Source organism: Candidatus Levibacter sp. Uisw_134_01 (assembly GCF_047717795.1).
GTDB lineage: Bacteria > Pseudomonadota > Alphaproteobacteria > Puniceispirillales > Marisalimonadaceae > Marisalimonas.
Window position 1 is genome coordinate 1,752,112 of record NZ_CP159808.1, and the last position, 25,576, is coordinate 1,777,687.

Genomic DNA, 25,576 nt, shown 5'->3' on the forward strand with positions numbered 1-25,576 from the left:
AGAAATTACAAGTCTAATTGTCCTGATCTTATTTGATCAGAAAACTTTATCCTAACTCTAGCATTTTTAGGTGCTTCACTACTGAGCTTAATTGGTTTTCCTTCGTTATCCATTACTAGAGAAAATCCTCGCTCTAAAACCCTATTAAAGCTTGAAGCCTCTAAAAGCTGATTAAGAGAATTTAATTTAGCCTCTTTTTTTGAAACAATATTTTCTAAATAATTTATGAATTTTGTTTCCAGAAGCTTTACTTTAGCGTCTAAGTTGTTAATCAAAATTTTTGGAGGAGTAAGTCTTTGAGCATATTGGTTAACTCTATTTATGTTTTCAACAAATATTGCGTTAAATAAACTTTCTATATCTTTATAAATAAAATCTAGCTTTTGATTTTTATTATCAAAGATTTGATCAGGTTTTCCTAGAAGTTTTATTAAACTATTTAACTGATCTTTGTTGTTTTTAATTTTATTTGTATATGAGGTATTTAGTCTTAGCTTTAGTTCATTGATTCTCGCAAGTAATTCATCTCTTACTGGCACTGATTTTTCTGCCGCTCCTGTAGGTGTCGGAGCTCTCAAATCGGATACAAAATCTATTAACGTAGTGTCTGTCTCATGTCCTACAGCTGAGATGACAGGAATAGAACTATTAAACACTGATCTAACTACAATCTCCTCATTGAAAGACCACAGGTCTTCAAGGCTGCCGCCTCCTCTTGCCACAATAAGTAAGTCTGGTTTTTTAATATTTGTTTTATCAGTGAGTTCATTGAATTTGTCGATAGCATTGGCAATTTGTTTTGCTGATCCATCACCCTGGACGGCAACAGGCCACAAATAAACATGAGAGGGGAACCTATCTGATAATCTGTGTAAAATATCTCTTATTACAGCCCCTGAAGGACTGGTTATTACACCTATTCTTGCTGGCAGATAAGGAATTGGTTTTTTATATTCTTGTTTAAACAAGCCTTCAGCAAGAAGTTTCTTTCTTCTATCTTCAAGCATTTTAAGGAGAGCACCTTCGCCTGCAATTTCCATATTATCTACAATAATTTGATATTTTGACTGTCCTGCAAAAGTCGTAATCTTACCAGTGCATATTACTTCAATACCTTCTTCGGGCCTGATCGACAGCCTAGGCATCGTGTACTTCCATATGATGGCAGCAATTGTTCCTTCTGTATCTTTAAGTGTGAAATAAACATGACCAGAACTTGGAAATGAAGGTCGTGAAATTTCACCTCTAATCCGTATATAACTAAAATTAGTTTCAACTAATTTTTTAATTACATGAGAAAATTCACCAACAGAATAAACTGGATTATTTGAATTATTTTCCATTAAAAATCATTAAAATTTATATTTGTCATAAATTGATACTATGGCATATTGTAAAAAATCTAAAGCATTTTGGAGTATATAATTTTATGAATATTTTAGTAGTTGGTGGCGGTGGCAGAGAACATGCGATAGCTCATTACTTATCTAAATCTCCATTAACAAAAAATCTTATTGTGGCACCTGGAAACCCAGGTATTAAAAAATTTGCAGAATGTTATCCCATATCAGTGGATGATATAGAAGGACAATGCAAACTGGCTAAAGATAACAATATAGACCTCGTTTTTATTGGACCCGAAATACCTCTAGTTCTCGGATTAAAAGATAAGTTGTCTGAAATAGGAATTAAAGCTTTTGGTCCATCTGCTAAAGCAGCTCAATTAGAAGGATCCAAAACCTTTTCTAGAAATTTCTGTAAAAGGAATAATATTCCACAACCTGATTTTATATATTGTAATGATATAAAAACTGCAAAAGACCAAATAGAGCTATTGAATGGATACTGTGTTGTAAAAGCAGATGGTCTTGCTGCAGGCAAAGGAGTTGTTGTTTGTGATACAGTAGAAGAGGCTATATACGCATCTACTCAAATGTTAGAAAATAATAAGTTTGGAGATGCTGGTAAATCTATTTTAATTGAAGAAAGAATAACAGGTATTGAGGCAAGTATATTTGCAGTATCTGACGGGGATACTGCAATAATCTTAGGTACAGCTCAAGATCATAAAAGAGCATATGATAATGATCAAGGGCCGAATACGGGAGGAATGGGCGCTATATCTCCCGCGCCTGCACTGAATGACAGTTTAAATCAAGAGATTTTTAATAAAATTATAATCCCAACCATTAATGGAATGAAGTCAGATGGCATTGTTTATGAAGGAATTTTATACGCAGGCATAATGCTTACCAAAGATGGACCTAAAGTCATTGAGTTTAATTGTAGGTTTGGAGACCCTGAAACTCAAGTTGTTCTTCCTAGACTAGAAACAGATTTAGTCGAGATTGTTAAAAATACAGTCGACAAAAAACTCAACGGCATGAAAATTGATCTGTTTGACAATACTGCAATTACAGTTGTACTAGCCAGCCAAGGTTATCCAGGAGATTTTAAAAAAGGTAGTGAACTACCGCTACTCAATAAATATGATCAAGAGACAAATATATCAATCTTTCATTCTGGAACCTCTGAAAATAATGAAAAAAAACTCATATCTAATGGTGGTAGAGTTTTATCAGTTACTGCTATTGGGCAAAACGTAAAAGAATGTAGAGATAAAGCTTATAAAACCATTGAAGATATAAATTGGGAAAAAGGTTTTTACAGAAAGGATATTGGTAAACTTTAGTTAGATCTTAACTTACTAAAAAAATCTTTCAATAACAGTTCCGATTCATCTTGTAAAAAACCAGAATAAATTTCTATAGACCCATTAGCTTCATCTTTTTTAAGAACTTGAGGGCCATTTTCTATGGCACCTCCTTTTTTATCCTCTGCACCAAAATATAATCTTCTTATTCTAGTTTGTTTTATAATACCTGCGCACATTATACATGGCTCTAACGTTACCCAAAGATCGTAAGTATTTAAAAATCTATTTCCAGTGATGTGAAGGACTTTTTCAATTACTAATTTTTCAGCATGACAAGTTGAGTTATTATTAAGTTCTACTAAATTATGTGCTTTTGCAATTACCTCTCCCTTATCGTCAATTATTACAGCACCAACTGGAACCTCTTGTTTATTTTTAGCTTTCATAGCTTCTTCTATAGCAATTCTCATATAATCAATTTGATAAGACATTAATTTAACCCTTAATCCTTAGAAATATTGCTAATAATTATTAAAAGCTATAATACAAAACTATGAAAACATCTTTTAAAAAAAATAATTCTGAATTTTCTGAACAAAATAAAGAAAATCCAATGCCAGAAAATTTAAGGACCAATTCGGAAAGAATAGCCAAGGTAATTGCTAGAGCTGGACTTTGTTCTAGAAGAGAGGCTGAACGATGGATTGTAAATGGACAAGTTAAACTTAATAACAGAGTTTTAACTGAATGTGGAGTTAATGTAACTTCAAAAGATATCATTGAAGTAAATGGTCAGCCCTTACCATCTCAGACCATTACAAAATTATGGCTGTATCACAAACAAAGAGGGCATTTAGTTACTAATCATGATCCTGAAGGTAGATTAACAATCTTTGAAGATCTAAAAAGTAAAATAGACACGCGACTAATTTCAGTGGGTCGTTTAGACATGGACTCAGAAGGACTTTTATTACTTACTAATGATGGTGACTTGGCAAGAAAGCTAGAGTTACCCTTAACTGGTTGGTTGCGTAAATACAGAGTTAGAGTTCACGGTTATGTGTTGGCAAAAGATTTAGAGCCTCTGAAAAATGGGATAACAGTTGACGGGATTAAATACGGCAGAATAGATGCCACATTAGATAGACAGCAAGGAAGTAACGCCTGGCTTACTTTAAGTTTTCGAGAAGGTAAAAATAGAGAAGTAAGAAAGGTTATGAACTATCTTGGCTATAATGTTAACCGTCTAATAAGAATTTCTTTTGGCCCTTTTAATCTTAAAAATTTGTCTGCTGGTGAACTAGAAGAAATAAAAAGTAGAGTGTTGAACGACCAATTAGGGTTATCAAAACTAAAAAAAATAAAACAAAAAAAAATATAAAAGACTATGAGAATAATAAGTGGAAAATTTAGAGGGTTAAAACTTTACCCCCCACTTGACTCAAATACTAGACCTACATCTGATAGGTTAAAAGAATCTCTATTTTCAATCTTAGAATCTCATAAATACAATCTGAATTTAAGCACATCTAAAGTTCTTGATATTTGTAGTGGAACTGGAGCACTAGGAATTGAGGCAATATCAAGAGGTACTGAACTTGTATATTTAATTGAAAAAGACCCAAAGGCAATTCACGTAATTGAAAAAAATATTTCAAAATTAAAGATAAAAAATCAAAATAAAATTCAAATTAATTTAATAAAGGATGATGCAGTAAAGGCACTTAAGAAAATAAGCACTATATTTAATATAATTTTTATAGATCCTCCTTATAATACATCGATTATTGAAGAGTGTTTAATTGGCTTAAAAGAATTAAACTTAATTAATAATGACAGCTATATTTTTGCTGAAAGTAGTAAAAAAGAAAGTTTTCAAGTAGAAGGATATGAAGTATTTGATACTAAAGCATACGGTAAATCTAAATTAACGATCTTAAGATTAATTAGATCAGGCTCTATTGAATAACTTTTCAATATCTTTTAATGAAAGACTTATAGAAGTAGGCCTACCATGATTACATTGACCTGAATTAGGAGTTATTTCCATTTCTCTTAGTAAATTATTCATTTCAGTTTCATTTAAAACTCGTCCTGACCGAACAGACCTGTGGCAAGCAATATTTCCTAATATCAAGTCAACTTTGGCAAGATAGGACGATGGTAGACCAGCTGAGGATAAATCATCCCCTAAATCAATAATAATTTGTTTTATATCTGCGTGCCCAATTAGCGCCGGAATTTCTCTAACTATAACCATACCTGCACCGAAAGGTTCAATAACAAAACCTATTTCTGATAATAAATCTATATTTTCTATGATTAAAGCTAATGGTATTGGCTGAAGATGTATTACTTCTGGAAGTAATAAAATTTGCTTTTCAATAGATTTATTTACTCGTGCAGACTTCATTTTTTCTAATACCAACCTCTCATGAGCTGCATGCTGATCTACTATCACAATACCATTTGAATTTCTTGAAATTATATAGTTTTTATTGAATTGCGCGAGAGCAACGCCCAAAGGAAAGTCATCTTGTTGATCATTTGGCGCTGTTGGATTTTCTTCATTGATACTTTTGATAGATTTTATTGATGGAGAAAGTTTATTATTTTCAAAGAATGTTTGAGTTTCATTAACATAGTTTTCTATGTTTATGTTTTTGTATGGCTCAAACCGAGTTATTGCCTCTTTGGAAATATCACCTGTAGTTCGACTAAAGCTAGCATTTAATTCACGGCTAATTGATCCAACTAATAAACTTCTTATCAAAGCATTATCTTGAAATCTAACCTCTGTTTTACCTGGATGAACATTTACATCTATAAACTCACTGGGAACCTCTATAAATAGACAGAAAAGAGGAAATCTACCTTTTGGAAGTGTATCACGGTAAGCAGCTCTTATCGCACCTGATAAATTTCTATCTTGAATACACCTCCCGTTTACAAATAAATATTGCTGATTATGATTTGATTTGTTCATAGTGGGCAGACTAATTAAACCATGTATCTTTGCGAATTTTTCTTCTTTAATAGGTTTGACATTATTTATTTTTATAGCTTCCTCTGTAAAATTCTGACCCATAACATTTGTTATTCTATTCAAAAATAAATCATCGGAATTGAGTTCTGGTTTAATATTTAATAATTCTCTACCATTTGCTTGAAATTTAAAGCCAATCTTTGGATTTGCCAAAGCTTGCTTTAATATCATTTGATTACAATAACCGCTTTCAACTTGAGAAGATTTCAAAAATTTCAATCGAGCAGGTGTTGCATAAAAAAGTTTTTTTACAGATATAATAGTCCCTGATTGTCTAGAAGAAGGATAAATTTCTTTAACAGTACCTGCAATTACATCTAAAGACCAAGCCTCATCAGATTTTATAGATCTTGTTTGAATATTTAGCTCACTTACTGCAGCAATTGAAGGAAGAGCCTCTCCCCTAAAACCTAGATAATCTATCTTGATTAGATCATTTTTAGGTAACTTTGATGTGGCATGTCTTTCAACTGCCAAAGGGACATATTTTTTTTCTATTCCAATTCCATTGTCAGATACTGATATTAAATTTTTACCACCATCTTCAATTAAAATGTTTATTTGAGTTGATTTAGCGTCAATGGCATTTTCAATTAACTCTTTAAGTGCCGATGACGGTCTTTCAACAACTTCACCCGCCGCAATTTGATTAATAAGGTTATCCGGAAGTTTTCTGATTTCCATTTAAAGTCTTTATCATTTAATAACTATTGGTTTTCCAGAATTTATATCAAGAGCCGGAGTAGGGCTTGAATTTGGTTTTTCTCCTGATAACTTATTGTTTCTAAGTCTTAATGCTTCTTTTTTCCCATTCAAAACCGTTCCAGTCTTAGGAACATTACCAAACAAAATATCAATTCCCCTTCTTTCACTTAAGGAAACACCTAATGTTTCTTCATCAACAATTTTTCTAATATCTTTTGGAATGTCTTTTGAAATAAATAACTCTTTAAAACTTGAGATATTATTTGTATCATTAATTTTTATCTTTTCACTTAAACTAAAATTTTCTTTCACTAATGCGTTTTTATTTTTAAAAACTTCAGGGTCAATATTATATCCAGGTGGCACTAAAAGAGAGGGTGTGGTTGAAACTAAAAATTCATCTGGTATTACTTTTTCTTTTCCAACAGCTTTTCTAAAATCAGAACAACTTGAAATTGACATTATTAAAGGCAAAAAACAAAATGACATTTTAAAAAATTTACTTTTCATAATAAGAACTCTCAGAAGTAAAAAATTGATTAAAGAGAAATAAACCTGCACCAATGAATATTACTGTATCAGCAAGATTGAACGCTGGCCAGTGTAAATCTTCAATATAAAAGTCAATAAAGTCAACAACTTTACCATAGATTATTCGGTCAATAGCGTTACCTATTGCTCCACTAGCTATCAATATGAAGCCAAGAGATGAATATCTAGGTAACTTAAAAGAAGAGAGTATTAACCAAACACTGACCGAAAGCGCAAAAATTGTTAGCCCATACCTACCAATTTGTCCTAAATCTTGTAAAAACCCAAACGAGATTCCACTATTCCAAACTGGTGTAAACGATAAAAATGATGTTAATTTAATTGAATTATATTCAATAAATAAGTTTTCTATTGCCCATGATTTTGTAAGATAATCTAACGCAACAAATATAATTAAAATTAATGTTAGATTAAATATTCCAAAGTTTTTTTTCATTAAATTAACGCTTAACCACAATCGAACATCTGTTGCAAATTTCAACTTCATCTTTCACTTCTTTAACAACTTTCCAACATCTCAAACATTTTCCACCAGAAGCAAGTTCAACTTCTACATTCATAGAGTTGTTTTCTAATTGATTATTCAAATTTACTTCTACATCAGAACAGATAAAAAGTTCAGGTAAGTCAATGTCTTTTAGTTTTTCATGTACATTTTCATTAGCGCCGATAATTACCTTTGCCTGTAAGCTTGACCCTAACAAACCTTCTTTCCTTTTTTCTTCTATTGCAGTTGTAACAATTGATCTAAATTCTCTAATTTCAGACCATTTATTTCCTAACATTTCATTATACCAATTTACGTTTGACTTAAAATAGGTTTGAAGATGTACAGAATTTTCAGGATCTTTGTACCTGTTTTGCCATGCTTCTTCAGCTGTAAAACAAATAATTGGTGCCAACCAAGTTGTTAAAGATTTAAATAAAATATCCATAACAGTTCTACATGCAAGTCTGTTTTTACCATTTAATTCATCGCAATATAAAGTGTCTTTACGTATATCAAAATAAAACGCAGATAAATCAATAGTACAAAAATTATGAATGTCTGTATAAATATCATGGAGATTGAAATTTTTCGTATTTTCTAGAATTTTGTTACTTAATTCAGAAACTCTATGCAATACCCATTGTTCTAACTCAGGCATTTCATTAAAATCTATTTCTTCATTTCTCTCAAATCCATTAAGGGCACCTAAGAGATACCTCAATGTATTCCTTAACCTTCTATAATGATCAGCATGCCTTACAAGAATTTCTTTACCAATTCTTAAATCATCATAATAATCAGAACCAACAACCCATAAACGTAAAATATCAGCTCCAAACTCATTAATCACCTTTTGAGGTGCTGTAATGTTTCCAAGGGATTTTGACATTTTACGTCCCTGTTGATCCAAAACAAAACCATGTGTTAACACAGCATCATATGGAGCTCTTCCTCTTGTTCCACAGCTTTCTAACAAAGAAGAATGAAACCAACCTCTATGCTGATCAGTACCTTCTAAGTACAAAGAAGCTGGCCAAAATAAATCGTCTCTATCTTCTAAAACAAAAGCGTGAGTAGAACCTGAGTCAAACCAAACATCAGCAATATCCATTACAGCTTCATAATCGTCAGGATTATATTTTGAACCTAGAAAATAGGATGATGGCTTTTGAAACCATGCATCCGCACCTTCAACTTTAAATGCTTGTACAATTTTATCAACAACGTCTTGATCCCTCAAAGGTTCTTGTGTTTTTTTATTTACAAAAATAGCTAGAGGCACACCCCATGCCCTTTGCCTTGATATACACCAATCCGGCCTATCTTCAATCATTTTGGTAAGTCGATTTTCTCCTTGTGAAGGGTAGAAGGTAGTTTCAGACAACGCCTTGAGGGCAGTATCTCTTAGATCATTTGTATTCATGGATATGAACCACTGTGGAGTTGTTCTAAAAACAAGCGGTGCCTTTGATCGCCAACTGTGAGGATAAGAATGTTGTAAAGTTCCTCTCCCAATTAAAGCACCATGCTCTGACATTATATCCGCAATTTTTTCATTATCTTTCAAAACTCGAAGACCACCTAAAAGAGGTAACTTATCGTCTAATATACCATTGTCTGAAACAGTTTCAGGTATTGGTAGATTATTTTTTTTACCCAACTCAAAATCGTCGGAACCATGTCCTGGAGCAATATGAACAAAGCCTGTACCTTGATCAGTTGTAACAAAATCAGCCTCTAATAATAGGACCTCATGATCATAACCAAACTTATTTAATGGATGACCAAGAATAGATCCTTTTAAGTCATCACCCTTTAATTTATTTGAAACTTTATAATCAGATATCAACAATTCTTTTATGACTTCTTCTAACAAATCAGAAGCTATTAAAATTTTGTCACCTCTCTTTGCTAAAGAACTTTCTTCAACATCTGAAATATCTAATAATGAATATTCTATATCTTTACCATAAGCAACAGCGCGATTGCCTGGCATTGTCCATGGAGTAGTTGTCCAGATTATAATTTCATGGCCAGTTAAATTATTATTTGGTGATTTTAAAATAGAAAATCTAGCAAATATAGTTGTACTAATGTGATCATGATATTCTATTTCAGCCTCAGCAAGTGCTGTTTTTTCAACCGGTGACCACATAACTGGCTTAACACCTCTATATAAACCACCATTCATAAGAAATTTACCAATTTCAGACATTATACGAGCTTCAGACTCATATTTCATAGTAGAATAAGGTGCCTCCCAATCCCCATACACACCTAACCTCTGGAACTCTTCTGATTGAATATCCATCCATTTTTTTGCAAAGTCTCTACACTCTTTTCTAAACTCAACAACAGGGATATCGTCTTTACTCTTTTTCTTTTTTCTGTAGTTTTCTTCTATCTTCCATTCAATTGGCAACCCATGACAATCCCAGCCAGGTACGTAATTAGCATTTTTACCCAGCATAGATTGAGACCGATTAATTACATCTTTAATAATTTTATTTAATGCATGCCCTATGTGTAAGTTACCATTTGCATATGGAGGTCCGTCATGCAGTATAAACGGCTCTGAATTTTTTCTTTGTTCCCTTAATTTTTTGTATAAACCAATATCTTCCCATACTTTTAATATTTGAGGCTCTTTTGCAGGCAAGCCTGCTCGCATAGAAAAGTCTGTTTTTGGTAAGTAAACGGTATCTTTATAATCAGTCATTTTTTTCTCTTTATTGATAATAAAAACCTAATTTTTTTGATTTTTATAAAGTATTATTTTACATCTTATTAACTTGATATGTAAATTATTTTAAACTATGAAATTTTTTTGCTTTTTGTGTATCAATCACAATTTGTTTTTTTAGCTCCAATAAAGAGCTAAACTTTATCTCTGGTCTTAAAAATTTTAGAAGCTCTACCTTAATCCTTTTATTATAAAGATTAATATCAACACCATGATTTTGAAAATCGATAACATGAGTTTCTATGTTAATATCATCGCCTGAAACAGTAGGTCTTTTACCTATATTTGAAATAGATGGCAACCAATCATTTGTTGTTTTATTTGTTTTGTGGTCAATAATTTTTAACTTTGTTACATAAACACCAAAAGGTGGCTTTAAAAAATAACCCATATCAAGATTTGCTGTTGGAAAACCTAATTCTCTTCCCTGTTGCTTTCCTTTTTTAACAATGCCGGTAACGCACCAGTTTCTACCCAATAATGTATTTGCAGTTTCTAATTTTCCATTAGAAATAAGACCTCTTATAGATTGAGAGCTGATAACAGTTTTGTCTTTACCATCCAATGATTTAGTTTGTTCTAAATCTACAGTTATAATCTCTAAGCCTATTGCTTGAGAAAATTCTTTAGAGTTTTGAATAGTGCCTTCTCTGTTTTTTCCAAATCTAAAATTAGCTCCTGCAAACATCTTTACCACGTTAAGCTGTTGATACAGGATGTCTGAAAGAAATTCATTTGGCGTGCAATTTTTTAATGCTTCACTAAACTCTATTATAATTAAATATTCAACTCCAATTTTCGCTAGTTGATATTCTTTTTCTTGCCTATCTAAAAGTTTGAAGGAAGAGTTATTAAAGTTAAAAAAATCCCTTGGATGAGGATCAAAAGTAACCACTCCAAACGCTAAATCATTTTCATGGGCTTTTACTTTAGCAGCTTCTAATAATCTAACATGTCCCTTATGAACGCCATCAAAGTTACCAATAGCAATTGCAATTTTTTTATCAATTACAGTTGGTTGATCACCGTGTTTCCATTTAATAATTTTCATTAAAAACTTATAACCCTATTAAGAATTTTAACTCAAGCTGATTAAAAAATAATTTAGTAATATTTAAAATATATTATATGTTATATAAATTATAATTGTGTGAAATAATATCTTAAAAATAAAGTAACTACATAAAAAAAGTAATGGAGATTTATTTCTTGGGTAACAACATAAACATTAATTTAGAAATTATTTCAAATCTGATTAATAATGTTATTCAAATATTTGTGGCTTATACCGGACAGGTTTTAGGAGCTACTATAATACTGATATTAGGTTTTTATTTTGCAGGTAAACTTAGTAAAGTTGCACGTAAAAACTTAGGTTTGTTTAATAAAATAGACCCTTTAATTGTTCCAATAATCGGTAATATTATACGATATGGTATAATCATAATAACTCTTATAGCTGTTTTAGGACAGTTTGGGGTTCAAACAACCTCAATTATTGCAGTTCTTGGTGCCGCAGGCTTAGCTATTGGCTTAGCCTTGCAGGGAACATTGTCTAACGTGGCAGCTGGAGTAATGTTATTGTTACTAAGACCTTTTACTACTGGTGATTGGGTTGAAACTGGAGGCGTATCAGGAACGATTAGAGAGGTTGGTCTTTTTACAACTATTATTGATACTTTTGATAACGTTTATGTATCTATTCCAAATTCAAGTATTTGGAATAGCACAATTACAAATCACTCACACTATGAAACCAGGCGAATTGATGTTGATATAGGTATTCATTATGATACCAACTTAGAGCTAGCTTCTGAGGTCATGTTGAGATTAGCTGAGGATAAAAGAGTTATAAACAAACCTAAAGAACCTCAGTTCTTAGTAATGAAATATGATGATAGTTCGATTGTGGTAAGGCTGAGACTATACTCTCATACAAAAGATTGGTATGCACTGTATACTGATTTAATGAAAAAAATAAAACCTGCGCTAGATGAAGCCGGCATAGAAATACCTTATCCTCATAGAGTAATTACCTCTAAAAATATTGTCTGATGTCTACTACAAAAAAAATAAATGATGGTGCAATCAAACTAACTCGAGATAATATTACTCAAGGCCGCTTAGGTGAAAAAATTAGAAGTATTAGTGGAAGTGATAAAGTTCTTACCATGGAAGAGCTTGTTAACGAGCGAAGAAAAGTTATACCTGATAAAGGCATTGGTAATGATCTTTATGTATTTGCTTATGGTTCTTTATTGTGGAACCCAACAGTTGAATATGAAGGTCAATCCTTAGCAAAAATATATGGTTTTCACAGAAGTTTTTGTATGAAAACTTATTTAGGTAGAGGCTCTTTTGACAACCCAGGTTTGATGTTGGGTTTAGATAAAGGAGGATCGTGTCAAGGTATGGCATTTAAGTTAAAGAAATCAAATGCAATTAAAAACATAGATATTTTGTTTCAAAGAGAAATGGTCACAGGTGCTTATAGACCTAAATTATTAAAAACTAAATTAGCTAATGGCAAGATAGTATTGTCACTAGCTTTTACTGTTGATAAAAAACATAAAAATTTTTTTGGAAAGAAGGACGTCAAAATTAAAGGAAAAATGATTTCGAAAGCAAACGGCTTTTTAGGAAGCTGTAGAGAGTATTTTGACAACACACTACATAGTTTATCTGAATTAAATATTATTGATAATGAAATGAGAGCTATTTCACGTCATCTAAAAAAATAAAAAACCTACATGTCTTTTTTGATTAAATCAGATGCTTTTTCTGCAATCATCAAAGTAGCTGCGTTTGTGTTACCTGATGGCATTGTTGGCATAATAGAAGCGTCAGCAACTCTTAAATTTTCAACTCCATTTAGCTTTAAATTTGCATCTACCACAGCATCTTTATCAATTCCCATTCTACAACTTCCAATTGCATGATAAACTGTTGCTCCATTATTTTTTATAAAATTTAATATTTCACTGTCAGTCTTAATATTTTCTCCAGGAAGAGTTTCTTTAATGGAAATTTTTTTCATTTTTGAAGTTTTTAAAAGATCTCTGCAAATCTTTACACCTTGGATTAAAACGTCTTGATCTATTGTCTCTTTTAAATAGTTTGGCTGTATCAAAGGGGCGTCTTTAATATGACTAGATAAAGCTCTTACATACCCCCTACTTTGAGGCCTTGATTGCCAAACACCGCAAGTAATCCCAGGAATGTTCTGAAGTTTACCTATCATGCCTTCTGTGTAAGAAGCAGGAGTAAACACAAATTGGAGATCAGGTAAATCTATCTCTGGTGAAGACTTTAAAAAAGCACCTACATGGGCTGGGCTGTAAGAGATTAAACCTTTTTTCAAGATAAACCATTTCATTATTTCTAAAAATAACTTATATCCGCTTGCTTTTTCGTTTAAAGTAATAGGTAGATTAATACTATTTGAAACTCTAACTGCATAATGATCTTGGAGTCCTTCACCAACATTTTTATTTTCATGAATTATTTGTATACCAATATTTTTTAAATAATTTGAGTGTCCAACACCTGATACCTGAAGCAAATGAGGTGTACCAATTGCTCCTGCACATAAAATAATTTCTTTGTTGGCAAAGATTTTAAATTGTTTTTTATTCTTTTCACAGAGCAATCCAATTGCCTTTTTCTCTTTAAATATAATTTTTAAAACAATTGTATTGGTAGTAACTTTTACATTTTTTCTTTTGATTGCTGGTTTTAAAAAAGCATCATATGCGCTAAATCTTGTTCCATTTTTAATAGTACGTTGATAATAAAAAATACCTTCTTGATTGCCGGCATTATAATCTTCTTGAATTGAAACCCCTATCTCTTTAGAGCTTTCAATAAACTCTTCACATAAAGGATGTTTTTCAACAATATCAGAAACAAATAATGGGCCATTTTTCCCTCTATATTTTTCATCTCCATTTTCTTTAAACTCAGATTTTTTAAAATAAGGAAGTATATCGTCATATCCCCAACCTGTGTTTCCCAATTGAGCCCACTGATTATAATCTTCTGGTTGTCCTCTTACATAGAGGTGACCATTAATAGAGCTTGAACCTCCCAGGCCTTTGCCTCTAGGAAATAAAATTTCTCTATTATTTACATTTTCATTGGCTTCAGTTTTAAAACACCAATTAAACCTTTTATCATTTATAGTTTTGATAAAACCAGCTGGCATTTTTATATATGGATGCTGGTTGGTCCCACCTGCTTCTAAAACACATATTTTAATGTTATTTATTTCTGACAACCTATTTGTAATTACTGAGCCAGATGAACCAGATCCAACAATTATATAATCGAATTCTTTCATTATAATTTTCCATTATTAATTAAATTAGAGTTGATGCTTCTCCAGCTATAGTTGTTCTTACCATTAACCTTTTTTCTACTTTTCCTTTTATTGGAGTTGCTCTATGCAAAACAGCTCTGTTATCCCACATTATTAAATCATACGGTTTCCAAATGTGAGAGTAAACATGGCTTTCATTATCATTCATACCGTCTATTTTACTACAATGCGCACCTATATATAAAGACTTTCCATATTTTTTATTATTTAATACTAGTTTCTGTTTTACGGGAGGGAGCGCTTTTTTTTCATCAGCTGTAACTAGGTTAGCATCTATTTTTGATCTTCCATAAGAATAATCATGCCAACAAACTTTATCTTCAATATTAGTTTTTAATTTTTTAGGCAAAGCGTTATATAAAGCTCTCATAGACAAAAATTCAGTATTACCACCTTTTGCAGGTATCATTTTAGCCGAAAGGATTGAAAGCTTTGAAGGTATTTTTTTAAAAGAGCTATCACTATGCCATTCTTGATTTGCTAAATTATTTAATCTTTGTCTATCAGTAGGAGGCACAATATTTCCGTCTTCATCAAAGTTTTGCAGAATTATTAATTTAGAACCTGCACCATTGGTTCCTGCTTTTGTCACCTCTAAATCACCAAAGTATTCACTAAAGTTAATATGCTGCTCATTGGTAATGTTTTGATCTCTAATTACTACTACCGAAAACTGAGATAAAAGATCTGAAACTTGGCCAATAATATTTTTATCAATATTTTTTTTAAGATTAAAACCAATAATTTCAATTCCTAGAGTGGTTCCAAGATTTTTAATTAACATTTATTTACCTATTCATTAAAGGTTTATACTTTGTAATTTATTATGTTAAAAATGATTATATATTTGTAAACAATTTTATAAAAATTTAGGCTCGTATGACAGAAAAATTAAACATTAACGACGATGTCAAAGTTTTAAAGTTAAATATTTTAAAAGAAAACCTAAAACAAAATTGGAACCTAGACACAGATATATGGAACGAAGAGTTTCCACATGATTTTAGGTTTGAAGATACGTATTTACAGTTAAGTTTTATTCTTAGGGATTTTAATATAGATGAATTAAAGCATTTAATTTATATCACCAATTTATTTGATGTAAGAAATTACAACCACGATATTTCAACACTCATCAATAATTATGTAAAAAGTTGTGTTGAGTATTTAAATCACGAAATAGATGGTAAAGCCGACGAATATTTCAAAAAATATGACAAAAACAATAACTGTTTTTCTTATGAGAAGAAAATTAAAGAAGCACTTTCTAAACATAAAATTCAATATTCTTTATTTTTTTATGGAACATTGAAAGCTTCTGAAGTCAGAAAAGCAGTCCTTGGAGAAAAAATAAAGTATCACGAAACAACTAATGGTTTCTTAACTCACTATAAAGTTTTTCAAGTAAAAGACGCTAACTATCCACTTATTAAATTTACAAATAATGAAGAGGATGTTGTTCAAGGCCTTCTGATATCTAATATTTCATTAAATGAGCTGAACAAATTAGATAAGTTTGAAGGAATTAATTATTTTAGACAATATGTGAAAATAAATGTTGCTGGGAAACTTTATGATTCACAAATTTATATACCTGACAAAAATTTGTTACATAGTGAACCGTGGGATTATGAAAAGTGGTATAATAACGATATGCAAAGTTTTTTTAACAATGAATTTGATTTAAATGGTGTTAAAGAGATTAAAAACTAACTGCTTTTAAGTTTTTGTACTTGATCCCATGCAGCGTTTATTGATCTCATTTTATTTTTACTTTCATTGATCACTTCAACTGGAACTCCTTTACTGATTAATAAGTCTGGATGATGTTCCTTGGATAATCTTATATAGTTTTTTCTAATAGTCTTGAGGTCGTCTGTGGGCTGACTTTCTAAAACAATATAAGGGTTTAGCTTATCTGATGTCTTTCTAGACTCTTTTATACTTTGATATTGTTTCTGGCTTAAGCCAAAAATATAAGCAATATTGGCTATCATTGTTTCTTCATCATTACTTACATTTCCATCGGCCTCAGCTATATAAAATAAAATATTTATAACCTCTTCTAAGACATTTATATTATCTCTAAAAATTTCTGCAATTTGTTTTGCGTATGGCTCATAACCTGTACTTTCGTCTTTGGCTTTATTAAAAATTTTAGCTACTTGATCAATTTCACTGTCTGGAATTTGAAGTTTATCCTTAACAGCAATTAACTCTTCTTTACTAACATGTCCATCAGCTTTGCTTAACTTAGCAGAGAGGATTATAAGTGATAATGCAAAGATTTCTTGAGTGTTTTGTTGATTACGAATTGTCTTAGAAGAATTTAACCTAGAAATTTTTCCACCTAGGAATGATCCTAATAAAGCTCCAAATGGACCTCCAAAAGAAAAACCAATAACACCGCCTAATAAACTTCCCCAAATTGACATATTTTACTTCTCAACATTTTAATTAATTTTAATTAAAACTTTTATACAAAAGTGAAGAATTTACCAGCCATTAGTTCTTCTCCAATTATCAATAATCATATTGTTTTCTAAAATATTGTAACTACTATGACCAGCACAGGTTAAACACGAATGGTTTGGTAAAACTCTTACCAAACTTCCAATAGGTAAATTATCAAACCAATCAGGATTGCTAATATCAATTGCTCCATGTTCTTGATGAATTTCGGATATGTTCAAACCTAGATATTTTCCTGAATTAGGATCACAAACAAATCCATATCCTACCTCAGGCATAAATCTATTAGCGCTTATATCTTTTGACAAAGCTAAGGCTCCAGCATCAATAATAATTTTTTTCTTTTGGTAATTATGACCAATTACGCTTGCTAGAACTGTAACTGCTATATCCTCGATTTTACAAATTCCTCTGGACGCTTGGGCTAGATCCCAAAACATATATATTCCTGCTCTTACTTCAGATATGTTGTTCAGATGAGACGCAAACAACATGGTTGGTGTAGAACCTATGCTTATAATAGGGTTGTTATGATTAAAAGTTAAAAAATATTTTACTGCAGCAAGAGCATCTTCTCGTTCTTTATTTGCAATTGATAAAATTTCTGTTTTGTTGTCAGTTGAATAACTATGACCTGCATGTGTAAGAACACCCATAAGATTTGTTTTATTACACTCACTGAAAATTTTAGATATTTCTACAATTTTTTTATCTTCGACATATAAACCACTTCTTCCTTCGCCACAGTCAATCTCAATAAGGATTTCAAATTTTGTACTATGAGAATTACTGTAATCTACTGTTGCCTCAGCTACTAAAATTGAATCAACAACTATGCGAATTATACAATCATATTTTTTCTGAAGAAATTCTAACCTTGCTAGCTTTTTTGGGATTATACAAACAGCATAAAGTATATCTTTAAAACCCGCAGAGGCAAAATATTCAGCTTCATCTAAAGTAGACACTGTTATTGGTCCAACTTGATTATCAAGTGCTATTTTTGCAACTTCAATGCTTTTTGGTGTTTTAACGTGCGGTCTTAAAATAGTTTTTAACTCAGCACACTTTTTTCTCGCTAAACTACAATTTTTTTCTAAAAGAGTTTTATCTAATATTAGACAAGGTGTGTTGAGTTCTTCTAAATTACTTATTTTCATGTATTTAACCTCTGTCTCAGGATAGTAAAGTTAATAAGTAAATAAAGTTAATTTTAACCTCAACTTGCTAGTTTTCTATTCAAATCAGAAATGCGCTGAAGAAGTATTCTGCACCTTCTCAATTGGAGGTGCAAATTTTGTAAGATCAATTCCTTCAACTGCTATCTTATATTCATCTATTGTTGGAGTTCTTCCCAATATTGCTGAGAGAACAACCACAGGAGTAGAAGCAAGAAGTGATTCACCTTTTTTTTCAGATGAATCTTCTACTACTCTCCCCTGAAATAATCTTGTTGATGTTGCAAGTACCGTATCTCCCTTAGCAGCCTTTTCCTGATTACCCATACATAAATTACAGCCAGGTCTTTCAAGGTAAAGTATATTTTCATAGTCTAATCGAGCAGATTGTTTAGGACTATTGTCATCAAATTCAAAGCCTGAGTACTTTTGTAAAATACTCCAATCACCCTCTTGTTTAAGCTCATCAACTATATTATAAGTTGGCGCTGCAACGACTAAGGGTGCTTTAAAACTAACTTTTCCCGAAGTTTTTTCAAGATTGCGAAGCATTTGAGCAACAATTTTTACATCACCCTTATGAACCATACAAGAACCCACAAAACCTAAATCCACTTTCTTTTCGGCATTGTAGTAAGAAATTGGTCTAATAGTATCATGGGTGTATCTTTTTGACACATCTATATTATTCACATCAGGATCAGCAATCATTGGTTCATCTATTAAATCAAGATCAACCACTACTTCAGCAGAATATTTTGCGTTATTATCTGGGATTAAAGCCGGCTTCTCTCCAGATTTAATTTCTGAAATTCTTTTTTCTGCAATTTGAATTAGCCTGTGAAGCATTTTATCATCATTTTCCATACCTTTATCAATCATTATTTGTATGCGGCTTTTCGCAATCTCCAATGATTTAATAAGAGTGTCATCTTCAGAAATACATATGGATGCTTTAGCTTTCATTTCCGCAGTCCAATCTGTGAAAGTAAACGCTTGGTCAGCAAGCAAAGTACCAAGGTGGACTTCAATAATTTTTCCTTGAAAGACATTATCTCCAAATTGCTTTAACATTTGGGCTTGAGTGGCGTGAACTACATCACGAAAATCCATATGACTACTCATCTTACCCTTAAAGGTAACCTTAACTGATTCAGGTATAGGCATTGTTGCTTCTCCGGTTGCTAACGCAAGTGCAACCGTTCCAGAATCTGCACCAAATGCGACTCCTTTAGACATTCTTGTATGAGAATCTCCACCAATTATAATAGACCAATCATCAACTGTAATATCATTTAAAACCTTATGAATAACATCTGTCATTGAATGATACGCTTCCTTTGGATCTCTGGCTGTTATTAAACCAAATTTATGCATAAACTTCATAAGTTTAGGAGTGTTTTCTTGTGCTTTAAAATCCCAAACGGAAGCAGTATGACATCCAGATTGATAAGCTCCATCAACTGTTGGAGAAATCACAGTTGCAGCCATTGCCTCTAGTTCTTGAGAAGTCATTAATCCTGTGGTGTCCTGAGATCCAACAATATTAACTTTCACTCTTACATCTGAACCTGAATGAAGAATAGATCCTTTCTTAACGCCCAAGGCATTTGCATTAAATATTTTTTCAACTGCAGTAAGACCTTGACCCGGATGGTAAACTTCTTTCGAAGGAGCATATGCCGATTTTAATTCAATATCTAATGTTTCGCAGGCAAAACTCTGTAATTTTTTACCAAAAACAATGGCATAGGAGCCTCCTGCTTTCATAAATTCTACTTTTTGGGGATTAAAAGAAGATGACAAATCAACCATCTCCTCATCTCCTTGCTCATTAAATAGCTTTTTTTCTTTGGTATTTATTTTAAAGACTGTGCCCGTTTCAACAGAGTACTTCTGTTCAAGCACAGGGTTATCATCATTATTAATAATTGGATTTCCATCTGAATCTAGTTTTTTAACCCAGTTTTTTAAGTCGATACCAATACCTCCAGTTACACCTACAGTTGTTAAGAAAATTGGTGAAACGCCGTTTGTTCCTGCAACAATCGGTGCATTATTAACAAAAGGCACATATGGACTTGCTTGCTTACCTGTCAGAAGAGCCACGTTGTTAACACCTGACATTCGTGAAGAACCTACTCCCATAGTACCCTTCTCAGCAATCAACATCACACGCTTATCTGGATTTTGTTTTTGAAGTTCTTTTATTTCAGCTTGTGCTTCTTCTGAAATCATACATTTACCATGAAGCTCCCGATCAGATCTAGAATGTGCTTGGTTTCCAGGAGATAATAAATCAGTAGATATGTCACCTTCTGCGGCCACATAACTAATAACCTCTATTTCTTCATCTAAATCTGGAAGGTTAGTATAAAATTCTGCTTTTGCATAACTCTCAAGAATATCTTTTGCAATTGCATTCTCTTCATTATAGGCCTTTTTGAGCCGGTTTGTATCAGCTTCATATAAAAACACTTGAGTTTTCAGAACATCGGCTGCGTTTTTTGCAATTGACAGATTAGAGCCAAGAGCTAAATCTAGCAGTACATCTACGGATGGACCACCATTCATATGAGATAACAATTCTAAAGCAAAAGAAGGAGTGATTTCATCAACAATTACTTCAGCAAGAATAATTTCTTTTAAAAATTTTGCCTTGACCTTAGCTGCACTTGTTGTTCCAGGTATTATATTGTATGTAAAAAAATTAATAGATTCGTCTCTGTATTGATTTTCTTTATCTAATATTTGTTTAATTAACTGTTCTACCATAGGACCGTTATCAATTGGTTTTGGTTTGAGGTTTTGTTTTTTTCGGCTCTCAATTTCATCTAAATAAGCTGCATACAAATTCATAATAATACCCATATTTTTTGTAAAATTAGAGATCAACTCTAAATTTAGGATTAAAATTTTAAATAATAGCTAAGGTTACTCGATAAAAAAATAACAATAAGCTTTTATTATTTATAATCCGAAAACTATTAGTAAACAATGAAATTATTATCGTTATATCTGTGTTGTAAAGACAGTAAAGCCAATATAATCTTTTTTCGTAATACCTAATTGCTGCATTTAGATACTAAGGTTTTAACTAAAGTTAATTTTCTAGTTGATATATAACTAATTTATTTTTTGCTTTTAGGCCTAAATTCATTAATAAAATCCAACTCTTCAGGAGTAATATACATATCATGGTATTTAACTTTCAGACACCCCGTACATAATCCCAAAAAATCATTAGGAAGATATCTCTTAAGGGTTCTATCAAGAATTACAGCATGATATAATTGTTTCATCCCAGATACATTTATCTTACATTTTTGACATGTCCATTTTTTATAAGATTTTGCAGTCTCAAGTATCCTAGGAAAGTTCTTTGGCAGCATCTTTAAAAAATCTGAAGAAATAAAATTGCTAACTAACTCTCTTTCTACTGAAAACATTTGTTTATGAAATTCTAATATATTAAATTGTTCTATAATTATTCTTTTTGACCAGTCTTCAGCCTTTTCAAAATTATTCCAATTAGTATTTTCAAGACACAAATGGCACGGAGAAAGTAGTTTATTTGTATCTTTTTTCTTGAGATCAGCCTTTTCAGAATCTGGTAGAATTAGAGTTGTATTAGATTCATTTTTTTCTAAATTTATTAATAAATCATTACATTCAGAAAAATGAAAAGTATTAATTTTATCTGCTTTTAAATTTTGGAAATAAATTGCTACAAAATTTTTCTGATAAAAGCTTAAACCCGCTAAATAATCAATTTTTAAATTTTTTATTTTGCTTAAAGTACCATCAGAATTAAATTTACTTCTTGTTAATGCAATATCAGATCTATTGTTGTTAAAATGATATCTGAAATTTAATTCAGCACCAACCTGCTTAAGAGAAGCATTTAATTTACTAAAATTTGAATTAATTTTTACCATTATTTTTTAATTTACTTTTAATGAATTTTATTTTTTCTGTTTCATTCAGAACATATCTGAACTCCACTCTTCTTGATTTGACTGAATTTTCTGATCCATCAGAATTTTTTATTATTGATCTAGACGACAAACCTGATGCGCTTACTTTATCAAAAGCCCACTTAATCTCTTTTTTCGATAAATTAAATTTTGTAAGAGAATTTAAAGATTCGTTCAAAACAGAAATTGTTCTTTCCTGAGATAAAACCATATTTTTAATGTATGCTTTATCATAAGTTGTATCTTTCCATTCGCTGGATGTATGTCCCTCTATTCTAATCTCAGAAATTAGTGTACCAAACTTTGACAAGACCTTTACATATCTTGGAAAAAAAGAGTTAATAATAAATTTAAATCTATCATTCAATTTAAAGTTGCTTTGAGAAAACATAACATCAGGCGCATTAAATCTAATCAAATTTTCATTAGGAATAATTTCAAGTTGCCATTCTTTTTTTTCTTCATTAGAAAATTCTTGTTCTAACTTTTCATCAATTTCATTTTCCTTACTATCAGTAAAAGTTAAATAATTTAAAACATAATCTTGTGATCCAACAACTTCAGGTGCCTTTTCTCTAATGAAACCTATTGAAATAAAAAGAAATATTATCATTAAACCAGCCATTAAATCTGAATTCGATAACCAGACTGAATTGTCAAGATCTCCTTTTTTTGATCCTAAAAACTTCATTTATTTATTTTGTTTTTGTTAGCTAGTTCAATTAAATTTCTTAAGTTTGTAACTAGTGGTTGATAGTCTTTAACTAATTGCTCTGATAAAGATCCTAAATGTGCTCCCATAACCTGAATAGCTTTTTCTAATTCATTACTCATTTCTTGATCAAGTTTTTGGAGCTTATTAGATACATCAGATATATCATTTGAAAGTGTGTCAGTAAGTTGTCTTAAACTTACTTGTAAAGTAGGTATAGCATTTTCAGCATCTTCTCTAAGTTTAGATAAAATATCTAAAGTTTCCTCAGTTTGTTTTCTTTCTTTATTAATCGTTTCAATAACTTCGCTAACTGGATTTAACATACTGGGTATTTCATTTAATCTATTATGAATTATCTCAACTGTTTTTTCATGTTGCTGAATTAATCCATTTGAAACATCAATTGCTTTTTTTGTTTTATCTAACTCTGTCAAATATGTTGACTGCCACTCCAAGAGACTCTCAAGTCCAGAATTGAACTTTTTAAAGTTCTCGCCAAATTGTTCTTCAATTTTTGTATTAAAATCCTTAATTACACTCTCAATTGCTTTAATCAACTGTTCAACAGTACTTTCTCCTAAAGAGGAAGTGAACTCTGTCAATTTTATTTCCATATCACGAATTCCTTTTTCTATTTTTAAAAGGTTTTCATTTTGTATCTTAAATTGATTATAAAAGTCCTCTTCCGAAATAGTATCTTCATTTACTATTTCTGGTTGTGTAAAACTAATTAGCTTTACTATTGCACTACCAACCATACCAACAATACTAGTGGAGAAAGCTAATTTCAAACCATCTAGTAAAATAGGTAAACTTAAATCAATATTCCCAGGGTCAAACTCACCAAGTCCTTTAAATATCCCTAAAAATGTTCCTACTAGACCAAGAGCTGGCAGCAAAGATGGGATATATGAAGTAAAATTTAATATCTTCTTATTTTGAGTAATAAACGGCAGCCAAGCACCTAAGAAAGTAAGCAAATATAAAAAAATTAAATAAACACCAACAAATTTATCTTCTTCTCCTGAAGTAATTAATTGTCCCAGATAGTCTATATCTATCAATAAATTTCTAGTTTCGCTCCAAATTATAAATGGAAACAAAAAAATAAAAGGAATAACAATAAGTTTAATGATAATTTTTAGAAGTTTATCAAACATTTTTTGCCTATTTTTCTTCATATTTTATTTTATGTTACATTGATAATGAGTGCTTTGAAAGATTTTATATTCAAGATCGATTTGCAGGAATTAATGGATAAAAAATTGAACTTTTGTCTGGCCTAACCATTAACAAAGTGGGGGCTAAAACGAATTCAAATACATTTTCTTACAACGTTTGGTAGGGATACCCGGAATCGAACCGGGAAGCCTTGCGGCACTGGTTTTTGAGACCAGCGTGTTTACCTATTTCACCATATCCCCAAAATATTAAATTATAATTTTACTAATATCACCAATATATATATATCAATGTTAATAAATTGAAAGTTAATTATAAATGATATTTTAAGCAATTTTCTGTAAAAAAAAATGAAAAAAATAAGTCTAAAATTTTTTGAAGATAGAATCAACTTTTGGATAGAACGAGCTAAAACCAGTGCTACAAAACCGTTGGCTGATAAAGTTCTAGGTTTTATATCAATGATTGAATCAATAGTTTTTCCTATACCTGTAGACCCCTTTTTAGCGGGGTTAACTTTAGCAGCGCCTCATAAAACACTCAGGTTTGCATTGATTTGTACAATTGGCTCAGTTTTAGGAGGTGTCATTGGTTGGTTACTGGGTTATTTGATAGGACCTTCAATTGAAACCTTAATTTTAAATATTCCTTGGTTTACTCAAGAAAAATTTGACGTTGTCAAAGAAGCATATAAAGAAAATGGTATCTTAATTATATTTATTGGAGCATTTACACCATTACCCTATAAAATCATAACATTAACCAGTGGAATGGCTGGGGTGAATTTGATTGCATTCATTTTGATCTCTGTACTTGGAAGAGGTGTTCGTTTTTTTATAGTTGCATATCTAATTAAATTTTTTGGTAACCCTGCCATAATACTTTTAAAAAACAATATGCTTCTTGCTTCAACTATTTTAGGAATAGCAATTATAATGATTTCATTTTATATTTTTTAAATGTTGAAAAATATTATTTTAAATTTGTCCCAACTAGATAGTGAAAAAAAACTAGATATATTGCTAAAGCTCTCTTTTTTTGTTTCTTCTATCATGCTCATTTCTGCTTTTTATCTTGAGTACTTCCAAGGGGCATTACCTTGTGATTTATGTATTACTCAAAGATGGTTTCATGTATTAATTATAACCTATAGTCTAATTTTAATATTTATTTTAAAATCAACTCTTATATCCAAAAAATTAATTCTTTTGGGTCTCTCAATTGTTTGGATTATGAGTTCAATCGCTGGCACTTACCATTTTGGCATTGAGATGAAATTTTGGAAAGGGCCTCAAGAGTGTTCTTCAAATATTGATTTTTCAAAAGACCTACTTACATATCTATTAAATAAATCTACTATAAAATGTGATGAAGTAATTTTCAGTGTTTTGGGATTATCACTTGCAGCTTGGAACGCAATTTTTTCATTTGGAATGTTTTTATTTATAAATATTATTTTAATTAAAAGAAAGTTTTAAAAGC

At 31.1% G+C, this 25,576-nt stretch carries 23 protein-coding genes and 1 tRNA gene; 8 read left to right on the forward strand and 16 right to left on the reverse strand.

The annotated features are described in order from the left end of the window. Nucleotides 1-5: 5 nt before the first annotated feature. Nucleotides 6-1,343 carry an exodeoxyribonuclease VII large subunit gene (gene xseA / locus ABXT66_RS08975; protein WP_443643164.1) on the reverse strand — a complete coding sequence of 446 codons (1,338 nt, stop codon included), beginning with the start codon at nt 1,341-1,343 and terminating at the stop codon, nt 6-8. Between the two features lie 86 nt (nt 1,344-1,429). Between xseA and purD the strand changes: the two genes are divergently transcribed. Next, a complete protein-coding gene (gene purD / locus ABXT66_RS08980; protein WP_443643165.1) occupies nt 1,430-2,692 on the forward strand; it encodes a phosphoribosylamine--glycine ligase in 1,263 nt (420 codons plus the stop codon). On the opposite strand, the gene ABXT66_RS08985 is transcribed toward purD, so the two are convergent. Continuing rightward, complete coding sequence (locus tag ABXT66_RS08985; RefSeq protein WP_443643166.1) at nt 2,689-3,147, reverse strand: nucleoside deaminase; 459 nt, start codon at nt 3,145-3,147, stop codon at nt 2,689-2,691. The genes purD and ABXT66_RS08985 overlap by 4 nt on opposite strands. 62 nt (nt 3,148-3,209) lie before the next feature. Here ABXT66_RS08985 and ABXT66_RS08990 point away from each other — a divergent pair, with 62 nt between their 5' ends. Both ABXT66_RS08990 and rsmD read left to right on the forward strand, forming a co-directional pair. Beyond that, nucleotides 3,210-4,037, forward strand: coding sequence for a pseudouridine synthase (locus tag ABXT66_RS08990; protein ID WP_443643167.1), 828 nt, complete (start codon nt 3,210-3,212; stop codon nt 4,035-4,037). 6 nt (nt 4,038-4,043) lie between these two features. Then, a complete protein-coding gene (gene rsmD / locus ABXT66_RS08995; protein WP_443643168.1) occupies nt 4,044-4,625 on the forward strand; it encodes a 16S rRNA (guanine(966)-N(2))-methyltransferase RsmD in 582 nt (193 codons plus the stop codon). Here rsmD and mutL read toward each other — a convergent pair. From mutL to ribF, 5 genes are all read right to left on the reverse strand, one after another. Next, on the reverse strand, nt 4,608-6,386 hold the full coding sequence (gene mutL, locus ABXT66_RS09000; protein WP_443643169.1) for a DNA mismatch repair endonuclease MutL: 1,779 nt from the start codon (nt 6,384-6,386) through the stop codon (nt 4,608-4,610). The genes rsmD and mutL overlap by 18 nt on opposite strands. A 12-nt stretch (nt 6,387-6,398) precedes the next feature. Next, on the reverse strand, nt 6,399-6,917 hold the full coding sequence (locus ABXT66_RS09005) for a hypothetical protein (RefSeq protein ID WP_443643170.1): 519 nt from the start codon (nt 6,915-6,917) through the stop codon (nt 6,399-6,401). Then, entirely contained in the window at nt 6,907-7,446 is a 540-nt protein-coding gene (gene lspA, locus ABXT66_RS09010; RefSeq protein ID WP_443643171.1) for a signal peptidase II, read from the reverse strand. The genes ABXT66_RS09005 and lspA overlap by 11 nt, the downstream gene beginning before the upstream one ends. Continuing rightward, complete coding sequence (gene ileS, locus ABXT66_RS09015) at nt 7,400-10,168, reverse strand: isoleucine--tRNA ligase (protein ID WP_443643172.1); 2,769 nt, start codon at nt 10,166-10,168, stop codon at nt 7,400-7,402. The genes lspA and ileS overlap by 47 nt, the downstream gene beginning before the upstream one ends. Before the next feature lie 85 nt (nt 10,169-10,253). Further along, on the reverse strand, nt 10,254-11,243 hold the full coding sequence (gene ribF, locus ABXT66_RS09020) for a riboflavin biosynthesis protein RibF (protein ID WP_443643173.1): 990 nt from the start codon (nt 11,241-11,243) through the stop codon (nt 10,254-10,256). A gap of 158 nt (nt 11,244-11,401) precedes the next feature. Here ribF and ABXT66_RS09025 point away from each other — a divergent pair, with 158 nt between their 5' ends. Both ABXT66_RS09025 and ABXT66_RS09030 read left to right on the forward strand, forming a co-directional pair. Then, nucleotides 11,402-12,247, forward strand: a complete 846-nt coding sequence (locus tag ABXT66_RS09025; RefSeq protein WP_443643174.1) for a mechanosensitive ion channel family protein — start codon at nt 11,402-11,404, stop codon at nt 12,245-12,247. After that, complete coding sequence (locus tag ABXT66_RS09030) at nt 12,247-12,933, forward strand: gamma-glutamylcyclotransferase (protein WP_443643175.1); 687 nt, start codon at nt 12,247-12,249, stop codon at nt 12,931-12,933. The genes ABXT66_RS09025 and ABXT66_RS09030 overlap by 1 nt, the downstream gene beginning before the upstream one ends. A 5-nt stretch (nt 12,934-12,938) precedes the next feature. On the opposite strand, the gene ABXT66_RS09035 is transcribed toward ABXT66_RS09030, so the two are convergent. Next, nucleotides 12,939-14,531: a GMC family oxidoreductase gene (locus ABXT66_RS09035; protein WP_443643176.1), complete on the reverse strand. Its 1,593-nt coding sequence runs from the start codon at nt 14,529-14,531 to the stop codon at nt 12,939-12,941. Between the two features lie 19 nt (nt 14,532-14,550). Continuing rightward, nucleotides 14,551-15,354 carry a TauD/TfdA dioxygenase family protein gene (locus ABXT66_RS09040; protein ID WP_443643177.1) on the reverse strand — a complete coding sequence of 268 codons (804 nt, stop codon included), beginning with the start codon at nt 15,352-15,354 and terminating at the stop codon, nt 14,551-14,553. Nucleotides 15,355-15,449: 95 nt separating this feature from the next. Between ABXT66_RS09040 and ABXT66_RS09045 the strand changes: the two genes are divergently transcribed. Next, nucleotides 15,450-16,283, forward strand: a complete 834-nt coding sequence (locus ABXT66_RS09045; protein ID WP_443643178.1) for a gamma-glutamylcyclotransferase family protein — start codon at nt 15,450-15,452, stop codon at nt 16,281-16,283. On the opposite strand, the gene ABXT66_RS09050 is transcribed toward ABXT66_RS09045, so the two are convergent. The 7 genes from ABXT66_RS09050 to ABXT66_RS09080 all read right to left on the reverse strand — a co-directional run bounded on the left by ABXT66_RS09050 (nt 16,280) and on the right by ABXT66_RS09080 (nt 24,336). Further along, nucleotides 16,280-17,005, reverse strand: coding sequence for a TerB family tellurite resistance protein (locus ABXT66_RS09050; RefSeq protein ID WP_443643179.1), 726 nt, complete (start codon nt 17,003-17,005; stop codon nt 16,280-16,282). The two genes, ABXT66_RS09045 and ABXT66_RS09050, sit on opposite strands and share 4 nt — an antisense overlap. Nucleotides 17,006-17,065: 60 nt before the next feature. Next, the gene (locus ABXT66_RS09055) at nt 17,066-18,202 is read right to left on the reverse strand and encodes an alanine racemase (RefSeq protein WP_443643180.1); all 1,137 of its coding nucleotides are present in this window, start codon (nt 18,200-18,202) and stop codon (nt 17,066-17,068) included. A gap of 84 nt (nt 18,203-18,286) precedes the next feature. Further along, complete coding sequence (locus ABXT66_RS09060; RefSeq protein ID WP_443643181.1) at nt 18,287-21,079, reverse strand: bifunctional aconitate hydratase 2/2-methylisocitrate dehydratase; 2,793 nt, start codon at nt 21,077-21,079, stop codon at nt 18,287-18,289. A gap of 272 nt (nt 21,080-21,351) precedes the next feature. Beyond that, nucleotides 21,352-22,158 carry a hypothetical protein gene (locus tag ABXT66_RS09065; RefSeq protein WP_443643182.1) on the reverse strand — a complete coding sequence of 269 codons (807 nt, stop codon included), beginning with the start codon at nt 22,156-22,158 and terminating at the stop codon, nt 21,352-21,354. Then, on the reverse strand, nt 22,145-22,888 hold the full coding sequence (locus ABXT66_RS09070; RefSeq protein WP_443643183.1) for an OmpA family protein: 744 nt from the start codon (nt 22,886-22,888) through the stop codon (nt 22,145-22,147). The genes ABXT66_RS09065 and ABXT66_RS09070 overlap by 14 nt, the downstream gene beginning before the upstream one ends. Continuing rightward, a complete protein-coding gene (locus ABXT66_RS09075; RefSeq protein ID WP_443643184.1) occupies nt 22,885-24,072 on the reverse strand; it encodes a hypothetical protein in 1,188 nt (395 codons plus the stop codon). Before ABXT66_RS09075 ends, ABXT66_RS09070 begins: the two co-directional genes overlap by 4 nt. A 179-nt stretch (nt 24,073-24,251) precedes the next feature. Then, a tRNA-Leu gene (locus ABXT66_RS09080) sits at nt 24,252-24,336 on the reverse strand. Nucleotides 24,337-24,444: 108 nt separating this feature from the next. Between ABXT66_RS09080 and ABXT66_RS09085 the strand changes: the two genes are divergently transcribed. After that, complete coding sequence (locus ABXT66_RS09085) at nt 24,445-25,053, forward strand: YqaA family protein (RefSeq protein ID WP_443643185.1); 609 nt, start codon at nt 24,445-24,447, stop codon at nt 25,051-25,053. Further along, nucleotides 25,054-25,572, forward strand: a complete 519-nt coding sequence (locus ABXT66_RS09090) for a disulfide bond formation protein B (RefSeq protein ID WP_443643186.1) — start codon at nt 25,054-25,056, stop codon at nt 25,570-25,572. Nucleotides 25,573-25,576: the final 4 nt, after the last annotated feature.